Source organism: Anaerococcus kampingae (assembly GCF_046365475.1).
In the GTDB taxonomy this organism is placed as follows: Bacteria; Bacillota; Clostridia; order Tissierellales; family Peptoniphilaceae; genus Anaerococcus; species Anaerococcus kampingae.
This window is the reverse complement of record NZ_JBGMEF010000018.1, coordinates 111,505-128,742: the sequence shown is the minus strand read 5'-3', so window position 1 is coordinate 128,742 and position 17,238 is coordinate 111,505. Positions and strand designations below refer to the sequence as shown.

Sequence of the window (17,238 nt, the reverse complement as noted above, 5' to 3'; positions counted from 1 at the left end):
ATTTCCTCCCATTAATTTAAAAATGGATTGTTATCTAGTTCAAAGCCCAAAAGGCTTTCTTCGTTATGTCCAGGATAAATTATATAATCCCTATCAAAGCTTGCAAGTTTATTTTTGATAGAATCTATTATTTCTACCATTGAACCGCCAGGAAAATCTGTCCTTCCTATTGACAACCTAAAAAGTGTATCGCCTGTAAATATTGCCTTATCTATTACAAAACACATTGAGTCAATCGTATGGCCCGGAGTTTTAACTGCTCTAATTTTATATTTACTAAATACTTCATTATCTTTTAGATAAATATCAATTGGAACTTCTAGATTCCCTAAATGATGTCCTAGGTTATAATTTTTATCTTCAGCTATATCTTTTGCATCTTCGCTAGCATAAACTGGAACACCATACTTATCTTTATAATACTTAAGTCCTGTCACGTGGTCAAAGTGAGTATGGGTTTGAAGGATAAATTCAATCTTAATATTATTATCCTCGATATACTTATCTACGGCAGGAGATGGATAAGCACAATCTACTAGAAAGCCCTTACCATCTACTGAAACCACATACATATTTGTCATAACTGGCCCTAGGGTAAATCTTTTAACTTTCATCAAAAAATCCTCTCACTATCTAATATTATGGTTACTGGACCATCATTTATAAGAGATACTTGCATATGGGCTTGAAATTTGCCAGTTTCTACCTTAAATCCCTCTCCAATTAAATTATCCCTTAATTTTAAATAATAATCATTTGCTTTTTCTAAATTTGCTGATTGGGTAAAGGATGGCCTATTGCCTTTTCTTACATCTCCATATAAAGTAAATTGGCTAACTAATAAAATTTCTCCTCCCTTATCCTTGAGACTTAGGTTAAGCTTACATTCTTCATCTTCAAATATTCTTAAATTGCTTATTTTTCTTTGTATATAGGCAAGGTCTTCATCTGTATCTGTTTCTTTAACAGCTAACAAAATTAAGTAACCATTGTTTATCTCAGATATCTTTTCCTCATCCACTACAACACTAGCTTGTGTAACTTTTTGTATAATTGCTCTCATTAATTTTTCACCCTAAATACATCCGATACTGTTTTTATCGTCTTTAATTTTTTTATTACATCTTCTAATTCTTGTGTGCTTTTAACCTCAATTATAAGATCCATTATTCCTTCATCAGAATCTGTTCTCGCATTTATGCTTAGAATATTGACATCAAATGTCGAAATTATCTTTGATACCTCAAATAAAGTTGATGGACTATTTAGAGATATTATTTGAATCTTAACGGGGAATTTGTCAGTGGTTAGATTTTGCCAATAAACATCTATGAGTCTTTCTGGTGACTTAGAATTCATTATATTTGGGCAAGTCTTTACGTGGACTGATATACCATTACCCTTGGTTATAAAGCCGACTATTGGGTCCCCTGGAACTGGTGTACAACATTTTGCAAATTTAACCTCAACATCTTCCGTTAAATCAGAAACTCTAATCTCGTTTGTAACCTGAGTTTTAATCTCCCTATTGTTAATTTCAAAAGACTTATCTATTTTTTCTTGGTTTTCAAGCTCTTTTTCTCTTCTAATAAGTTTTTGGCTTATTTGCTCTGGTGTTGTCCTTCCATAGCCTACAGATGCATACATTTCATCCTCTGATGGGAACCCTAAGTCTGTAGATATCTCGTCTAGCCATTCTGGCTTTAAGAGGCTTTTGTAATGTTGCTTATATTTTTTAAGTTCTTTTATTACAGAACTTTTTCCTATTTCAATATTTTCTTCTTTATCATACCTTTTAAAGTATTGTTTTATTTTTGATTTGGCTTGGTTTGATTGTACAATATTAAGCCAATCCCTGCTTGGCCCTTGAGAATTTTTGCTTGTGATTATTTCAACAAGGTCTCCTGTTTTTAGCTTATGGGTTAGGGGCACCATCCTGCCATTGACTTTGGCCCCTACACAAGAATTACCAACTTCGGTATGGATTTTATAGGCAAAATCTATTGTACAAGACTCTATTGGCAATGAATAAACTTCACCTGCAGGAGAATAAACATAAATTTCTCTTGAGAAGAAGTCGTTTTTCAAAGTTTCCATAAATTCTTGGTTATTTTGCTCTCTGCCACCTTCTTTTTGCCATTCTACAATTTGCCTTAAAAAGCTCATTGCATCATCAAAGTCTGATTTGGTATTTTTATTTTCCTTATATCTCCAATGAGCAGCTACACCGAATTCGCATTCTCTATGCATCTGCCTTGTTCTGATTTGTACCTCAAAAGGTCTTGAATCATCGCCAAATACAGTTGTGTGTAAGGACCTATATCCATTTGGTTTCGGTTGACCTATATAATCCTTAATCCTATTAGGTATAGGTCTCCAGATTGAGTGAACCTTTCCCAAAACAGCGTAACATTCAGCAATTGTATCCACTAGTACCCTAATAGCTGTCAAATCGTAAATTTCCTCAAAGGCAATTTTATTTCTTTCCATCTTCTTGTTGATAGAATATAGAGACTTTGGTCTTCCTGAAATTTCAAAGTTTATTTTTGTATTAGTAAGTGATTTTGTCAAAGTATCAATTATTTCATTGATATATGCTTCTCTTTCTCGTCTTTTTACACTTACCATCTCAGCAAGTTCATAATACTTATCAGGCTCTTGGTATCTAAAACACAAATCTTCTAATTCCCATTTTAATGAATAAATTCCAAGTCTGTGGGCTAGAGGTACGTAAATTTCGATAGTTTCATTAGCTATTTGTATCTGTTTTTCTCTTGTCATATACTCAAGAGTTCTCATATTATGAAGCCTATCTGCTAGCTTTATTAGAACAACCCTAACATCGCTAGCCATAGCCATTACCATTTTTCTAATATTTTCAGCTTGTTTTTCCTCACGAGAGTTGTAATTTAAGTTTTTTAGCTTAGTTACACCATCAACTAAGAAGGTTATTTCCTCGCCAAAGATTTCTTTCATTTCATCTCTTGTTACAGGAGTGTCTTCTAAAACATCATGCATCAAACCTGCACATATAGTTTGATCATCTAATTTCATATTAGATAAATTCTCGGCAACAGCTATTGGGTGGATAAAATAGTCTTCTCCAGAATTTCTCTTCTGTCCATCATGATTTTTCACACCAAAATCATAGGCTTTTTTAATAAGATCAATGTCAGCCTTTGGATTATTATTTAGTATAATTTCTTTAAATTTTATAAATTCTTTGTTAAAATCTGTTGCCATAAAATCACCTGATATCTATTAATTTAAGTTGTAGGGATCTTTGACCCCTAAATTCGTTTATATCTGGATAATAAACTATATCTATTTTTTGTCCAACTATTTGGCCATTAAACTTATCTTTTAAATACTGAAATTCTTTCTCAGCTCCAAATTTTATAGCATTATAGTAGGAGCCATTTTGAAACAGTGATAGCCTCATAGTATTTTTATCCTTGCCTATCATTGAAAGGCTTGCAATCGAAACATCCTTATTTGCAAATAAAGGCTTATCATTTTCTTTACCAAAAGGCTTTAATTTTAAAAGGCTTTCGGCAAATTCTAATGATAGGTTAGAGATATTTATTTGACTATCTACATTGATTGATTTTTCTTTTTCCTTAGCGGTAAGCTTTGAATTTTTGTTTAAAAATTTTCTAAATTCATCAATATTAGTAATTTCTATTGAAAGTCCACAGGCCATAGGGTGACCTCCAAATGAAGCTAATTGGTCTTTAAAGGGTAAAATTTCTTCATAAATATTATAAGCTTCTATTGATCTACCCGAACCTTTTGCTATATTTTCATCTTTAGATTTGGTTAAAACTATTGTAGGTCTGTAGTATTTTTCCTTTATCCTACCAGCTACTATCCCACAGATTGATTCATTGAAATTTTCATCATAGACTACTATTACATCATCCTTGTCATAGGAATTTTCTTCTATTATTTCACACGCTCTCTTATAAGCAGATTCAGTCAGCGACTTTCTTTCGTTGTTAAGCTTGACTAATTCACGAGCTTTATCATAAATATCATCTATATCCTCTTCTATCAAAAGGTCGATGGCCATTTTGGCTGATTTAAGCCTGCCTGTAGTATTCATTAGAGGACCTAAAATAAAGCCTAGAGTGTATTCATCTACTTCTTTTTCCCAACCTGCTTCATCTAAGAGGGCTTTGATACCAATTTTTTCTGTTTGATTTAGCCTTTTGAGTCCTTCGATTACAAATATCCTATTTTCATCAGTTAGGGAGACGACATCACAAACTGTTCCCATGGCTACATATTCAAGTAAAGAATACAAATAGTACATATCTCCATCTAGCTTTTGGTAAAGACCTTGCATCAGCTTAAAGCTAACTCCTGCCCCACATAAATCATCAAAAGGATAATTAGAATCTAATCTTTTAGGATTTATGACTGCATTGGCCTTTGGAAGAACTTGTTCTACCCATTCATCATTTTCTTTTTTTTCAATTTGATGGTGGTCTGTCACTATGACATTTATATTATTAGCCCTTAAATTATCTATTTGTTCAAAACCTGTTATACCATTATCACAAGTTATTACCAAAGATACCCCATCATCTATAGCCTTATCACTCATCTTTGAAGATATGCCGTAGCCTTCATCTACCCTGTGAGGAATATCATAAGATATATTATCGTAATAAAACAACATTCCATCCATCAAGGTCATAACAGATGCTATACCATCTTGGTCATAATCTCCAAAAATTCTTATTTCTCCACCTTCTTGCATTGTCTTTATAATCAAATCGACTGCCTTGTCCATATCATTTAGTAGAAAAGGGTCGTGTAATTTGTCAAGACTAGGCCTTATAAACATATCTACTATTTTAGGGTCGATTATATCCCTATTTCCTAATATTAATGCCTGTAATTTTGTAATATCTTCTATTTTTAAATTATTAATGTAATTTTGTTTTTTATTGTATATAAACCAGTTTGCCATAAAATCCTTTCATAGAAATTATACTCTTTAATTGCTTTATATAAAGAAAAGGGCCCCTGGCCCTTAATCTAAAATGTCTTCGATATATGATTTTTCTATGGTGATATAGGATGTTTTTGCTCCTTCACCAGTAATTATTGTAATAACATTTTTATCAATATTTGTAACGTAACCTATTATTCCAGATTTAGTGATAATTTTATTAGATTCTTTCAAATTATTTTCTATATACCTATTTTTTTCTCTTTCTTTCCTGTATTCTTTTATATTTGTATAATAAAATCCTGAAGCTAAGAGAATTAAGATTATATATTCTAATTTCATTAGTAACCATATTTACTATAAAATTCTTTTTTATAGTCTAAGAAAGAATCATTCATTATAGCTTCCCTTATATTTTCGCACATTTTTAGTAAAAAATATAGGTTATGGTAGGATAGAAGTCTTGCCCCTAAGATTTCATTGGCATTTATAAGGTGTCTTATATAAGCCCTTGAATGATTTGAGCAAGTGTAACAATCACAATCAGGATCTAATTTTGAAAAATCTTCCTTATAGGTTGCATTTTTCACAACTAGTCTGCCTCTAGATGTGATTGCTGTACCATTTCTTGCTATTCTTGTTGGAAGAACACAGTCTGCCATATCAATGCCAGCTTGGAATGATTCAAATAAATAATCAGGTGTACCTACTCCCATATTATATCTTGGTTTGTCTTCTGGTAATAAAGGAGTTGTAAAATTTAAGATATCAATCATCTCTTCTTTTGTTTCACCAACAGATAGGCCGCCTATAGAATATCCGTCAAAATCCATTGCTGTTGTTTCTCTTGCAGATATTTCTCTTAAGTCCTTAAACATTCCACCTTGTACTATGCCAAATAGTGATTGGTCAGGATGAGAATGTTCTTTATGATAATCAAGCCCTCGTTTTGCCCATCTTAGAGTTCTCTCCATTGAATTTTTCACATAATCGTAATCAGCCCTCGCATCTACACATTCATCAAAGCTCATCATGATATCAGAATGTATAGTATTTTGAATTTCTATTGCTTTTTCAGGTGTAAAGAAGTGTTTTGATCCATCTATATGAGACCTAAACATAACTCCTTCTTCACTTATTTTTCTATTATCAGCTAGAGAAAAAACTTGAAATCCACCAGAATCAGTAAGAATTGGCCTATCCCAATTCATAAATTTATGAAGGCCACCTGCTTTTTCCATTATATCCATACCTGGCTTTAAGTATAAATGATAGGTATTACCTAAGATAATCCTTGCTTTCATTTCTTTTAAGTCATCTACAGTCATTGTTTTTACGGTACCTAGAGTTCCTACTGGCATAAAGATAGGAGTAGGAATATCTCCATGGGCTGTATGAATCACACCAACCCTTGCATTTGTGTATTTATCTTTTTTAATTAATTCGTATTTTAAAGGCATCTTTCCCCCTATTTTATGAACATACAATCGCCGAATGAGAAGAATCTATATTCTTTTTTAACTGCTTCATTGTAGGCGTTTAGTATAATTTCTCTGCTTGTGAAGGCTGCTATTAACATAATGAGAGTTGATTTAGGTAGGTGAAAATTTGTTATAATCGCATCTACTACCTTAAATTCAAAACCTGGATATATAAAGATATCTGTCCAACCAGAGTCCTCACAAACTTTATTATTCTTCTGATAAACTGATTCTAGAGTCCTAATAGATGTTGTTCCTACCGCTATAACTCTGTTTCCTTTATCCTTTGCATCATTTATGATATCCGCAGTATCTTGTGAGATTGTGTAAAATTCTGAGTGCATCTTATGATTTGTTGGGTCATCTTCGCTTACAGGTCTAAAAGTTCCTAAGCCTACATTTAGGGTAAGATAAGCTAATTTTATGCCCTTTTCTTCTATTCTTTTAAGAAGATCTTTAGTAAAATGTAAACCGGCTGTTGGTGCTGCTACAGAACCAGGGTTTTTAGCGTAAACTGTCTGATAATCTTCATTATCTTTTAGTTTTTCCTTTATATAAGGAGGAAGTGGCATATTGCCAAGTCTATCTAGGATTTCATTAAATATTCCTTCGAAATAAAATTCTACAATCCTATTTCCATCGTCCTTTATATCTATCACCTTGCATGATAATTCGTCGGAAAATACTACCTCTGTTCCTATTTTCATCTTCTTGCCTGGTCTAACCAAGACTTCCCACTTAGCACCTTCTGTGTTGTTTAGTAAAAATACCTCAATTTTCTCAGACTTTCCTGGTCTTGATCCAAATAATCTAGCTGGTATTACCCTTGTATCATTCATTACAAGGACATCACCTTCCTTGAGATAATCGATAATGTCATAAAAATATTTATCGCAAGTCTTTCCACTTTTTCTATCTAAAACCATCATCCTAGCTTCATCTCTTTTAGCTGAAGGATGTTGGGCTATTAATTCTTCTGGTAAGTAATAATCAAATTCGCTTGTTTTCATTTAATCCTCATATTTTAAGCCATAGTGCTCGTAGGCTTTTCTTGTTAAAACTCTTCCTCTAGGTGTTCGTGAAATAAAACCTATTTGTAATAAATAAGGCTCATAAACATCTTCTATCGTTACATTTTCTATACCAGTTGATGCTGCTATTGTATCCACGCCAACTGGTCCACCCCCAAAATTATCATACATGGTGTAGATAATTTTCTTGTCCATATTATCAAGGCCCATCGGATCTATTTCAAGTAACTCAAGACCCTTTTTACTTGTTTCGTAGTCGATCTTTTCATCTGCCTTTACTATCGCATAATCTCTTACTCTTTTTAAGAGCCTATTTGCAATCCTAGGAGTTCCTCTAGATCTTTTAGCTATCTCTACAGCTCCCTCATCATCTATCGGTATATCGAGTATATTTGCTGATCTTTTTACAATAGTTGTTAAATCTTTACTATCGTATAAGTTTAAAGCAAGTAAAACACCAAACCTATCACGGAGAGGGGCTGATAGCATACCTGCTCTAGTTGTAGCTCCTATTAGGGTGAATTTCTCTAAATCTATCCTTATAGATTGGGCGTTAGGACCCTTACCTACTATTATATCTAAAACAAAGTCTTCCATAGCAGAATAAAGTATCTCTTCAACAGAGCGATTAATCCTGTGAATCTCATCTATAAATAGTACATCACCTTGTTGGAGATTTGTAAGTATACTTGCTAGATCTGATGGCCTCTCAATAGCCGGACCACTTGTCACTCTAAGATTTACACCAAGTTCATTGGCAATAATTGTCGACAGAGTAGTTTTACCAAGTCCTGGAGGTCCTTGTAAAAGTACGTGGTCAAGAGGCTCTTTTCTTGATAAAGAAGATTTTATAAAAATATCTAACTTTTCTTTTATCTTATCTTGCCCGATATAATCACTTAGCCATTTAGGCCTTATAGAATTTTCAAGGCCTATATCTTCAATCTGCTCGTTACTTCCTACAATCCTTTGATTTTCATCATACATACAAAATCACCTATATTAGCCTTTTTAAACTCTCTTTTATCAATGCTTCAAGACTTAAGTTCTCATCTTTTAATTCTCTTAAAACTCTTGCAATTTCATTATCGAGATAGCCTAAGTTCTTAAGAGCTTGTCTTGCTACTTCATAATCATTAGTAAAATTATCTTCAGTTTTGCTATCAGGTATTTCTGGAATTGCCATTTTCTTAACCTTATCAACTAACTCTAAGATAATTCTTGATGCAGTCTTTTTGCCAATTCCCTTAGCTTTTGTTAACTTGTCAATGTCATTATTTACTATCGCAAGTTTTATTTCATCTGAAGATATCGATGAAAGCATTCCAATAGCAATCTTTGGCCCAATACTTGATACAGAAATCAAGAGTAAGAACATCTCTAATTCTTCCTCAGATTCAAAGCCAAAAAGAGATATATCATCTTCTCTTACTTGCATTGAAGTATATATTTTATACTCATTATTTATTTTAATATTAGCAAGAGTTGTAAGTGATGAATTTATAAAATAACCTATGTTATTTGCTTCTAAAATAAAGCCTTCTTCACTAATAGCTCTTACATCACCTTTTATATAAGAAATCATTATTTCATCCTAAACTGTTCTTTAAATCTTTGACTAAGTACATGACAGAGAGCTACTGATAAAGCATCAGCAGCATCATCTGGTTTGGGTATAGACCTTAGATTTAGTAAGCTTGTTATTGTCATTTGCATCTGCTTTTTGCTTGCCCTACCATAACCAGTAATCGCCTGCTTTATTTGGAGAGGAGTATATTCGTAGATATCAATATTGTTTTGCTGAGCGCAGAGTACTTGAATTCCCCTTGCATGTCCTACTGTTATAGCAGTCTTAACATTTTGATTAAAAAACAATTCCTCAATTGCAAACTCATCAGGTTTATATTCTTTTATAATATTATCTAAATTATCATAGAGAATCTCTAATCTTTTTGGAGTCTCTGTCTTTGACGAAGTAGTAATTACTCCGTTTTCTAATACTTTAACTTTATTTCCATTAAATTCAATCACACCATAGCCCATAATGGCTATACCTGGATCTATTCCTAAAACTATCATAAACAAAATAAAAAGGGCTAATTAAGCCCTATTGATACCTTTCAAATACTTCTCTTATCAAACCCCTATAATAATACTCAGCATAAATATCAACTATGGACCTAGAAAGGTAGCTGATAGTTTTTTCATATATCTTTTGGGTTTGTTTTATTGTAATGTCTTCTGTAAAAATACTTTCTCTATTAAAAGTGAGCTGTTTATTTGTAGATAAATCGATGCCATATATCTTATTCTTCAAAACTATATCAGAAAAATTATAAACATCTTCTTTTAGTTTAGCTAGCAATAATTTATTATCCAATATAGAAGATTTCAAATTATCTCCTATTTCAAGCATTCTTTTATCTTCTCTATTATAAAAATAATTCCTGCCTTCTACCAGATATTCAACCCCTAGTGTTTCTATCATTAGTAGCTCTAATTTATCTACATCTTTTTTGGAATTAAACGCCCTATATTGAGCCTTAATTGATATTAAATATTCATACCTATCTATATCCTTACCAATATTTCTACTTAAGCTGTTGATTATCTCATCAATATCTACTAAATTCCAAAAATATTTCTTAAGATTCTTAAAGCAATAATCTTTTGCATAATAAGAATGCTTAGAAAAACTAGCTAGACATCTGTCATACAATAAAGACATAAGTGTATTAAGTGAGTATACATCTTTATCAACAAGATAATTATATTCAAGTTTTTCAATTATTGGAAAAGATTTACTTAATTCTGCCTTCATTGTCTTACCTCAGTTACTATTTTACCACAAATTAAAAGTCTTTTATTTAGATATATTTTTCTCGAAAATAAAAAAAGCTAAAAATATAGTAAAAATATACATAACTAACTAATTATTGTATATATGTCTTGTTGTTTTAGCTTTTTAAAAATATCATATTAAAAAAAATTCAAAGGATTTTTTTTAAAATTTTGTAAAGTCAACTTTTAAATCATTTAATTTAAAAGAATAATTTACATCTTTTCTTTCGATATTAATAACTGACTTTTTTCTTAAATCTTCATCTTCATATAATTTTTCTATCAATTCATATGATGGATTTATAGCATGTGGATTTCCTACCATTTGGAACATGGTGATATCTCCATTTGTATCACCATAGGCATAGGAATTATTAAGATCTATGTCATATTTATCCTTAAGAATTGTTACCGCTGATAACTTACTCTTGCCATCCCACATAGGTAATACTTTACCAGTAAATTTATTATTTTCATCAAATTCATAAATAGTAGAAATAGACTCGGTGGCACTGTAAAGCTTAGAAAAATCACCTACTAAAAAGTCTGGTGACCCTGATATAAAGAAAATTAAAAATCCATCTTCTAAATGCTTATTTACAGCATTTTTTGTAATATTATAAACCTTATTTTTATTTTCCTCTATTACTATCTGAGAATATTTATCTATAATTTTTTTATCAAGACCTCGCATGGATTTTTGGTAGGCTAAAGCAGATTTGTCTAAATAATCTTCATAAGCACCCTGTCTGTTTTCATATTTACTGTAAAGAGGTCCAATCTCATCTGTCCAAATTTTTTTATCTAAAATTCCATCTTCAACTAACTTTAAAAAATGCTCTATTAGAAGTGAATTTCTAAAAAGTGTTCCATCTATATCAAAAAAGGCTGCTTTATTCTTAGTCATTTAAGTTTTCCTTTTCTCTTCGTCTCTTAGCTTTGAATGTTTTATTTTTTCTTGTGTTTATTTTAACATTGCCCTTATTAATACCCAAATCCCTTCTTAAGGATACAAATAAATCTATTATAAATCCGGTCACTATACCAACAATTGCCGTTGTCAATAAAAATATAGCAATCCACGATGTATTCAATCCTCTAGGTGTTGTAAAGATAATTATTGAATATATCCCTATCAAAATCGATATAACACCTATTATAATTGAAGGCAAATATTTTAAAACCTTCTTATCATTTATAAAGTAAATAATTATAGTTATAATAACATTCATCAATACCAAAATGGGTAGGATAAATAGGCTTGAAGAAAATTCGCTTATTAAATTAATTAAACCAGACATTGTTTCTCCTTATTGTACATATATCTTTTCGATATTAATATTTTTATTATCAAGGGTCATTAGCATCATGCTTGCTTTTCCATCTCTAGGTAGGCTTACAGAACCCGGGTTTAAAAATAATATACCCGATTTATTTGCTTGTGTGTATGTGTGAGTATGACCAAAAATAACTACATCACAAGAATTATCAACAGCTTTTCTCATAAGTCCATCGAGAGAGAAATCTACTCCATACTTATGCCCATGTGTTAAAAGAATTTTAACACCATCTAAATCTAGAATTTTTGTATAAGCTTCATTTGCAAAAAAATCATTATTCCCTTTAACTACATAGTATTTTATACCAGTTTCATAAGAAATATATTTGCAATCTTCTACACCATCTCCTGCATGTAGCATAAGATCAATATCTCCACTTTCTAGTATAAAATCTGAAATTTTATTATAATTTCCATGACTATCACTAGTAATTAATATTTTCATAATTATCAACCAAGAACTTCTTAAATGCTAGCACTGCCTTTGCCCTATGACTTATTGTATTTTTAAATTCTATATCCATTTGTCCAAGAGTTTTTGAATATTCATCGACATAAAATATTTTATCATATCCAAAACCACCTGTCCCATATTCTTTATCGGCAATTCTTCCATCAAGCCTACCTTCAAAATAATAGTCTCTGCCATTTTCATCTATGAAACAAACGACTGTTAAAAAGTAAGCTTGTCTATCGGCGTTATTTTCTAGCTCGGATAAAAGCTTATCTCTATTATCCTTATCACTAGCATCATTTCCAGCATATCTATGAGAGTAAAGACCTGGCCTTCCATCTAAGCTTTTTACAAAAAGACCCGTATCATCAGAAAAAACTTTCTTTCCGGATAGCTTAAAAAGAGCGTATGCTTTTTTATAAGCATTTTCTCTAAGAGTGTTTCCATCTTCTACTACATTAAAGTCCAAGATTCCTATATCTTTTGGTAGAAGGACATTTTCATGATCTAGCAATAATTTAACTTGCTCTAATTTATTAGCATTATTGCTTGCAAATAATAGTTCCATATAATCTCCTATTAACATGATAACAAATATCATTAGTTTAAGTCAAAATTTATTTTTCTATAATTAAGTTATATTTAGTAAAAGCTTCTTCCAAATCTAGAGCATTTGAACCTAAGTATTGGTCAATGCTAATGATTGTGGCTGGCATCCTTGTTGCAATTGCATATACTGGTGATTTTTCTATTAATCCATCTTTAATCCTGTGAATTAAAATTTCATCTGGTGTTTGAATAGCAATATACCTTTGATTAGCTAATACCACATAGTCCTTAAATTGTGTATTTATATTATACACTTGATCTCTTGTAATAATAGCATTTGTAGGATTAAGTAGTGAGTCTCCAATTGCAATATCCACATTGAAAAAGTTTTGAATAAAGCTATCGCCTTTGCCTGCAAATATTGATGATTGGAAAGCCCAGTATCCCTGATTTCTGATTATACCAAAGTTTGTATTATCAAATGCAAATTTTTCTGGATTAGCATTAGGGATTGCCTTTTTAAGCTCTTCTTTTACTTTCTCCCTAAATATCTGATCACTTTGTTCCTCTCCAGTAAATTCTTCAAGAGATATAAACTGCTTCGTCGATATGTTATCAGTTTCCATTAGTGCGTATTTTCTGATTGGGTTTTCGTTATTTTTATCAGTATAATCAATTGATATGAAATCTTTAGATACAAAATTTAATCGTGTATTAAAGTTTATATCTTTAAAAGTATATTTCTTTAAAACATCATCAACATTTTCGTTTTTTTCTAACTTAATAGGATAAGATTTTATCTCATCGTATAAATCAGTAAAATTATTTATATCAGAGCTTACTGTCCAATATTCATCTTGGTTTTTGATAAAAATATCCTCACACTTCATGTATTTTATTGTTTCATCTGGTTCTACTCTTATTAAATAAGTGTAATACTTATATAATGGTTTATCACTTTCTGGATCTATCCTTTCTCTTACTCCTAGAAGCAAGGATAAATCTTCAGCTATATCTTCCCCTGTCTCAGTTGTGGTTCGTTCTTTAGAAGCCAATTTAGCGTAAGAATCGACTACTTTAGAGTCTACTTTATCTGATATTTTCTTTAATGAGATTAGATTTTCATCTTTTATCATAAATAAATTATTTTTATCAGTAATTATTAAATCTCTTGAGAATAATTGACCCTGGGATGCATTTATAACTATTACATTCCTATCTTTAAATTCTGGCCTAGTTTGTATCCCCCTATTTTTTAAATAATCTGATAATTTTACGAATTTAGAACTAAAACTAGGTGGAAAAGCATAAGAACCATTTATAGCAACTAAGTTTTTGTTGATATATAAATTATCACCCAAATTGATTTTTCCCGAACTATCATCAGATATTTCACCAGCAATTTCCACTACCTGCCAAGTTCCTTCAATAATTGGTGAATCCTGTTTTGGAGTTTGAATCAAATCTGAAAGGTCATTTTTATTGGAATTTATACATGAACTTAGCAAAATCATACTTAGACTTAATAATAAAAATTTAAATATTCTTTTCATCTTCTGCCCTCGGTAGTACAACAGTTACAACAGTACCCACTCCATATTTAGACTTAATAATTAATCTACCATCATGCGCCTTAACAATTTCTTCACAAATTGAAAGTCCTAAACCTGTTTGGGACTTTGATGAGGATCCCTTAAAGAACTTACTAGCTACAAAGGCTATTTCATCTTCCTTGATTCCTTCACCATCATCTTTTATGCTAATTTCAATTTCATCACCATTAAGGTCGATAACTATATCAATATTTCCTGCTAAATCTGTAAATTTAATAGCATTATCAATTATATTTATAAAAACTTCTTTCATTCTATTCTTATCAGCGTATACAAATAAGACCTTGTATATACTGGTAAACGTAAATTTAATGCCTTCAGATTGTGTCCTTGGGTATAGTTGAGTGTGGACTTGTTTTACTAATTCTACTATGTCTATCTTCTCTTTGTCATACTTAAAATTACTTGAAGATAATCTTGAAAAATCTAATAAATCTTCAACCATCATTGAAAGCCTATCTCCCTCTGATTCGATAATTTTAAGTCCTTGACTTACCATGTCTGCATCTTTCTGAATAGTTTCAGATTGTAAGGTAACTGCCCAACCCTTGATAGAAGTTAAAGGTGTTCTAAGTTCGTGAGAGACTGAGGATATAAATTCATTTTTCATATCCTCTCTTTTTACTATATTTTCACTTAATAGATTTAGGGTTTGGGCTAATTCACCAATTTCATCTTTACTAGAATCATCAGCCTTTATAGAGTAATCACCCTGAGCCAAAACTTCTGAGACACCTATTAATTTCTTTAAAGGCTTAACAAAGCTATTAGCAGCTAAAAATGACAATAATAAAGCTGCTGCACTGATGAATACTCCGAATAAGAAATAAAACAATATATCCTGATTTATTTGCCTATTTACTTTATTCATGGTACTTGTTAGTCTTAGGATGCCTACTTGCTGATCTGATGCCTTTAGCGGATAAGAAACAGATAAAACTTGCTCTTTTGAGTCTACATTTACCCCTTTAAAAGTACCAGTTGACCCTTCCTTAGCCTCGATTACGTCTTCATTTTCAATAACTTTGCCAATCATTGACGATGCTATAGAATCAAATAGTACTACTCCTGAATTATCTAGTATTTGTACTTGGCAGTCATTTTGTCTATAAAATAGATTTTTATCACCTATGATTACTTCCTCAAGATCGTATCTTGACATATAAGATGAATACTGCAATTGACTTATCCTAGCTTGATTTTTCATAGATGAAATCAATGAAGACTCGTAAAAATTCTTTACCGAATTATAGGCAAATATTTCAAATCCTATTACAGTTGTTAAGACAAAAAGCATGATTATCTTTATGAAAGTATATTTAATACTTTTTGATTCAATTAGATCTTTGGTTGTATCTTTAGTTGATTTTAATTTTCTTCCTATTTCCATCTATATCCAGTGCCCCAAACAGTCTCAATATATTCTGGCTTAGCAGGGTTTTCTTCTATTTTTGCTCTTATTCTTCTAATATTAACATCTACAATTTTAGTGTCATTGCTGTAATTATCCCCCCAGGTTTCTTTCATTATTTCATCCCTGGTCATTGCTTTTCCTTTATTTTTAATAAAATATTCTAAAATAGTAAATTCTGTCGGAGTAACATCTATTTCAATGTCATCTTTGTAAAATGTTTTAGAATATATATCAAGAGTAAATGGACCATCCTTTAAACTTTTGACATCTTCGTTTCCAGTTGAAACTGGATTTAAATTTACCCTTCTCATTAAGGATTTCACTCTAAGGATTAGCTCTTGAGGATTAAAAGGTTTTATAATATAATCATCTGCTCCCTTTTCTAAGCCAAGTATTTTATCTATATCTTGACTTTTAGCTGATACCATTATTATTCCAGTCATTGGATATTTATCTCTGATTTTTTCACATACTTCAAGACCACTTATACCAGGTAACATTATATCTAGTATAGCTACAGCTGGTTGTTCTTCGTCCACTAACCTTAAGGCTTCTTCACCGCTTGAAGCTTCGATAGTTTGATAACCTTGGTAATCAAGGTTTATTTTCATAAATTGTCTAATAGGATCTTCATCATCTAGAATTAGTATCTTATTATTCATTTGTCATCCTTTCAAAGGCAATTTTTGCTGCACCAATTACACCAGCATCATTTAAAAACTTAGCTGGGAGTATTTCAATGTTGTAAGGCTTATTGCAGTAATTTTTGAAATTCTCTATCATACCATCCCACCAAATATCTTTGGAGTGGATGATTCCTCCACCAATTACTATTGCATCAGGGTCAAAAATATTTCTTAAGGAGGTTAACAGATATGCGAGATTTGATTGATAGTTTTTAAGAACTTCCATAGCTTTATCATCCGTCTCAATTCTTGAAAAAATCTCTTTACCATCTAATCTTTTTCCTGTAAGTCTGAAATAATCCTCACTTATAGCAGGTCCTGCACAATAACTTTCTGCACATCCATATTGTCCGCATGTACAGTAATTTCCACCTGGATGAAGCATAATATGGCCTAGTTCTGCTCCTTGGAAATGAGCTCCTGAGAGTAGTCCACCTTCTTTTGTATAAATAGCTCCTCCTAAACCAGTACCTAAGGTAATCATTACGACATTATCATAGGATTGACACGAACCAATCCATTTTTCTGCAATCAAGGCAATATTTGCATCGTTTTCTACAAATACCGGTATATCTACAAATTCTTCTATAGCTGATTTTAGATTAAGACCTGTCCAACCAGTTATATTTCCAGCAAATGTTACGATACCATTTTCAGAATCAATAAATCCTGGCGTGCCAATTCCTATTGCACTAGCTTGCTTATAGTCTATAGCAAAAATTGATTTTTTTATATTATTTAGAACAACTTCTCTGCCTTCAGATGCTTGGGTATCTGTAGTATACATGTCTAAAATAATCCCTTCTTCGTTAACAAGGCATGTATTTATCTTTGTTCCACCGATATCTATTCCTATTACTTTTGTCATAA

The 17,238-nt window shown here is 31.4% G+C and carries 19 protein-coding genes; all 19 read right to left on the bottom strand.

The genetic code is table 11. The annotated features are described in order from the left end of the window. Positions 1-11 precede the first annotated feature (11 nt). Positions 12-614, bottom strand: coding sequence for an MBL fold metallo-hydrolase (locus ACCQ42_RS04435; protein WP_410035495.1), 603 nt, complete (start codon positions 612-614; stop codon positions 12-14). After that, on the bottom strand, positions 614-1,063 hold the full coding sequence (gene dtd, locus ACCQ42_RS04430; protein ID WP_410035494.1) for a D-aminoacyl-tRNA deacylase: 450 nt from the start codon (positions 1,061-1,063) through the stop codon (positions 614-616). Before dtd ends, ACCQ42_RS04435 begins: the two co-directional genes overlap by 1 nt. Then, a complete protein-coding gene (locus ACCQ42_RS04425; RefSeq protein ID WP_410035493.1) occupies positions 1,063-3,243 on the bottom strand; it encodes a RelA/SpoT family protein in 2,181 nt (726 codons plus the stop codon). Before ACCQ42_RS04425 ends, dtd begins: the two co-directional genes overlap by 1 nt. Positions 3,244-3,247: 4 nt before the next feature. Next, a complete protein-coding gene (gene recJ, locus ACCQ42_RS04420) occupies positions 3,248-4,978 on the bottom strand; it encodes a single-stranded-DNA-specific exonuclease RecJ (RefSeq protein WP_106460220.1) in 1,731 nt (576 codons plus the stop codon). Between the two features lie 63 nt (positions 4,979-5,041). After that, entirely contained in the window at positions 5,042-5,302 is a 261-nt protein-coding gene (yajC, locus tag ACCQ42_RS04415) for a preprotein translocase subunit YajC (RefSeq protein ID WP_106460219.1), read from the bottom strand. Continuing rightward, entirely contained in the window at positions 5,302-6,420 is a 1,119-nt protein-coding gene (gene tgt, locus ACCQ42_RS04410; RefSeq protein ID WP_106460218.1) for a tRNA guanosine(34) transglycosylase Tgt, read from the bottom strand. The genes yajC and tgt overlap by 1 nt, the downstream gene beginning before the upstream one ends. A gap of 8 nt (positions 6,421-6,428) precedes the next feature. Next, positions 6,429-7,451 (bottom strand): tRNA preQ1(34) S-adenosylmethionine ribosyltransferase-isomerase QueA, encoded by a 1,023-nt coding sequence (queA, locus tag ACCQ42_RS04405; protein ID WP_265236604.1) that lies wholly within the window; start codon positions 7,449-7,451, stop codon positions 6,429-6,431. Next, on the bottom strand, positions 7,452-8,459 hold the full coding sequence (ruvB, locus tag ACCQ42_RS04400; RefSeq protein WP_265236602.1) for a Holliday junction branch migration DNA helicase RuvB: 1,008 nt from the start codon (positions 8,457-8,459) through the stop codon (positions 7,452-7,454). Positions 8,460-8,469: 10 nt separating this feature from the next. Continuing rightward, positions 8,470-9,057 (bottom strand): Holliday junction branch migration protein RuvA, encoded by a 588-nt coding sequence (gene ruvA, locus ACCQ42_RS04395; RefSeq protein ID WP_106460215.1) that lies wholly within the window; start codon positions 9,055-9,057, stop codon positions 8,470-8,472. Continuing rightward, a complete protein-coding gene (ruvC, locus tag ACCQ42_RS04390) occupies positions 9,057-9,551 on the bottom strand; it encodes a crossover junction endodeoxyribonuclease RuvC (protein ID WP_106460214.1) in 495 nt (164 codons plus the stop codon). The genes ruvA and ruvC overlap by 1 nt, the downstream gene beginning before the upstream one ends. 28 nt (positions 9,552-9,579) lie before the next feature. Beyond that, positions 9,580-10,293 carry a hypothetical protein gene (locus ACCQ42_RS04385; protein WP_410035492.1) on the bottom strand — a complete coding sequence of 238 codons (714 nt, stop codon included), beginning with the start codon at positions 10,291-10,293 and terminating at the stop codon, positions 9,580-9,582. A gap of 183 nt (positions 10,294-10,476) precedes the next feature. Beyond that, positions 10,477-11,220, bottom strand: a complete 744-nt coding sequence (locus ACCQ42_RS04380; RefSeq protein ID WP_106460212.1) for an HAD family hydrolase — start codon at positions 11,218-11,220, stop codon at positions 10,477-10,479. Next, positions 11,213-11,614, bottom strand: a complete 402-nt coding sequence (locus ACCQ42_RS04375; protein WP_106460211.1) for a hypothetical protein — start codon at positions 11,612-11,614, stop codon at positions 11,213-11,215. The genes ACCQ42_RS04380 and ACCQ42_RS04375 overlap by 8 nt, the downstream gene beginning before the upstream one ends. Before the next feature lie 9 nt (positions 11,615-11,623). Then, positions 11,624-12,097, bottom strand: a complete 474-nt coding sequence (locus ACCQ42_RS04370; RefSeq protein WP_106460210.1) for a YfcE family phosphodiesterase — start codon at positions 12,095-12,097, stop codon at positions 11,624-11,626. Continuing rightward, positions 12,078-12,674 carry an RdgB/HAM1 family non-canonical purine NTP pyrophosphatase gene (rdgB, locus tag ACCQ42_RS04365; protein WP_106460209.1) on the bottom strand — a complete coding sequence of 199 codons (597 nt, stop codon included), beginning with the start codon at positions 12,672-12,674 and terminating at the stop codon, positions 12,078-12,080. Before rdgB ends, ACCQ42_RS04370 begins: the two co-directional genes overlap by 20 nt. Before the next feature lie 49 nt (positions 12,675-12,723). Continuing rightward, entirely contained in the window at positions 12,724-14,208 is a 1,485-nt protein-coding gene (locus tag ACCQ42_RS04360; RefSeq protein ID WP_265236593.1) for a hypothetical protein, read from the bottom strand. Beyond that, on the bottom strand, positions 14,192-15,658 hold the full coding sequence (locus tag ACCQ42_RS04355; RefSeq protein WP_106460207.1) for a sensor histidine kinase: 1,467 nt from the start codon (positions 15,656-15,658) through the stop codon (positions 14,192-14,194). Before ACCQ42_RS04355 ends, ACCQ42_RS04360 begins: the two co-directional genes overlap by 17 nt. Then, positions 15,649-16,344 carry a response regulator transcription factor gene (locus tag ACCQ42_RS04350; RefSeq protein ID WP_106460206.1) on the bottom strand — a complete coding sequence of 232 codons (696 nt, stop codon included), beginning with the start codon at positions 16,342-16,344 and terminating at the stop codon, positions 15,649-15,651. Before ACCQ42_RS04350 ends, ACCQ42_RS04355 begins: the two co-directional genes overlap by 10 nt. Beyond that, positions 16,337-17,236 carry an ROK family protein gene (locus ACCQ42_RS04345; protein WP_106460205.1) on the bottom strand — a complete coding sequence of 300 codons (900 nt, stop codon included), beginning with the start codon at positions 17,234-17,236 and terminating at the stop codon, positions 16,337-16,339. The genes ACCQ42_RS04350 and ACCQ42_RS04345 overlap by 8 nt, the downstream gene beginning before the upstream one ends. Between the last annotated feature and the right edge of the window lie 2 nt (positions 17,237-17,238).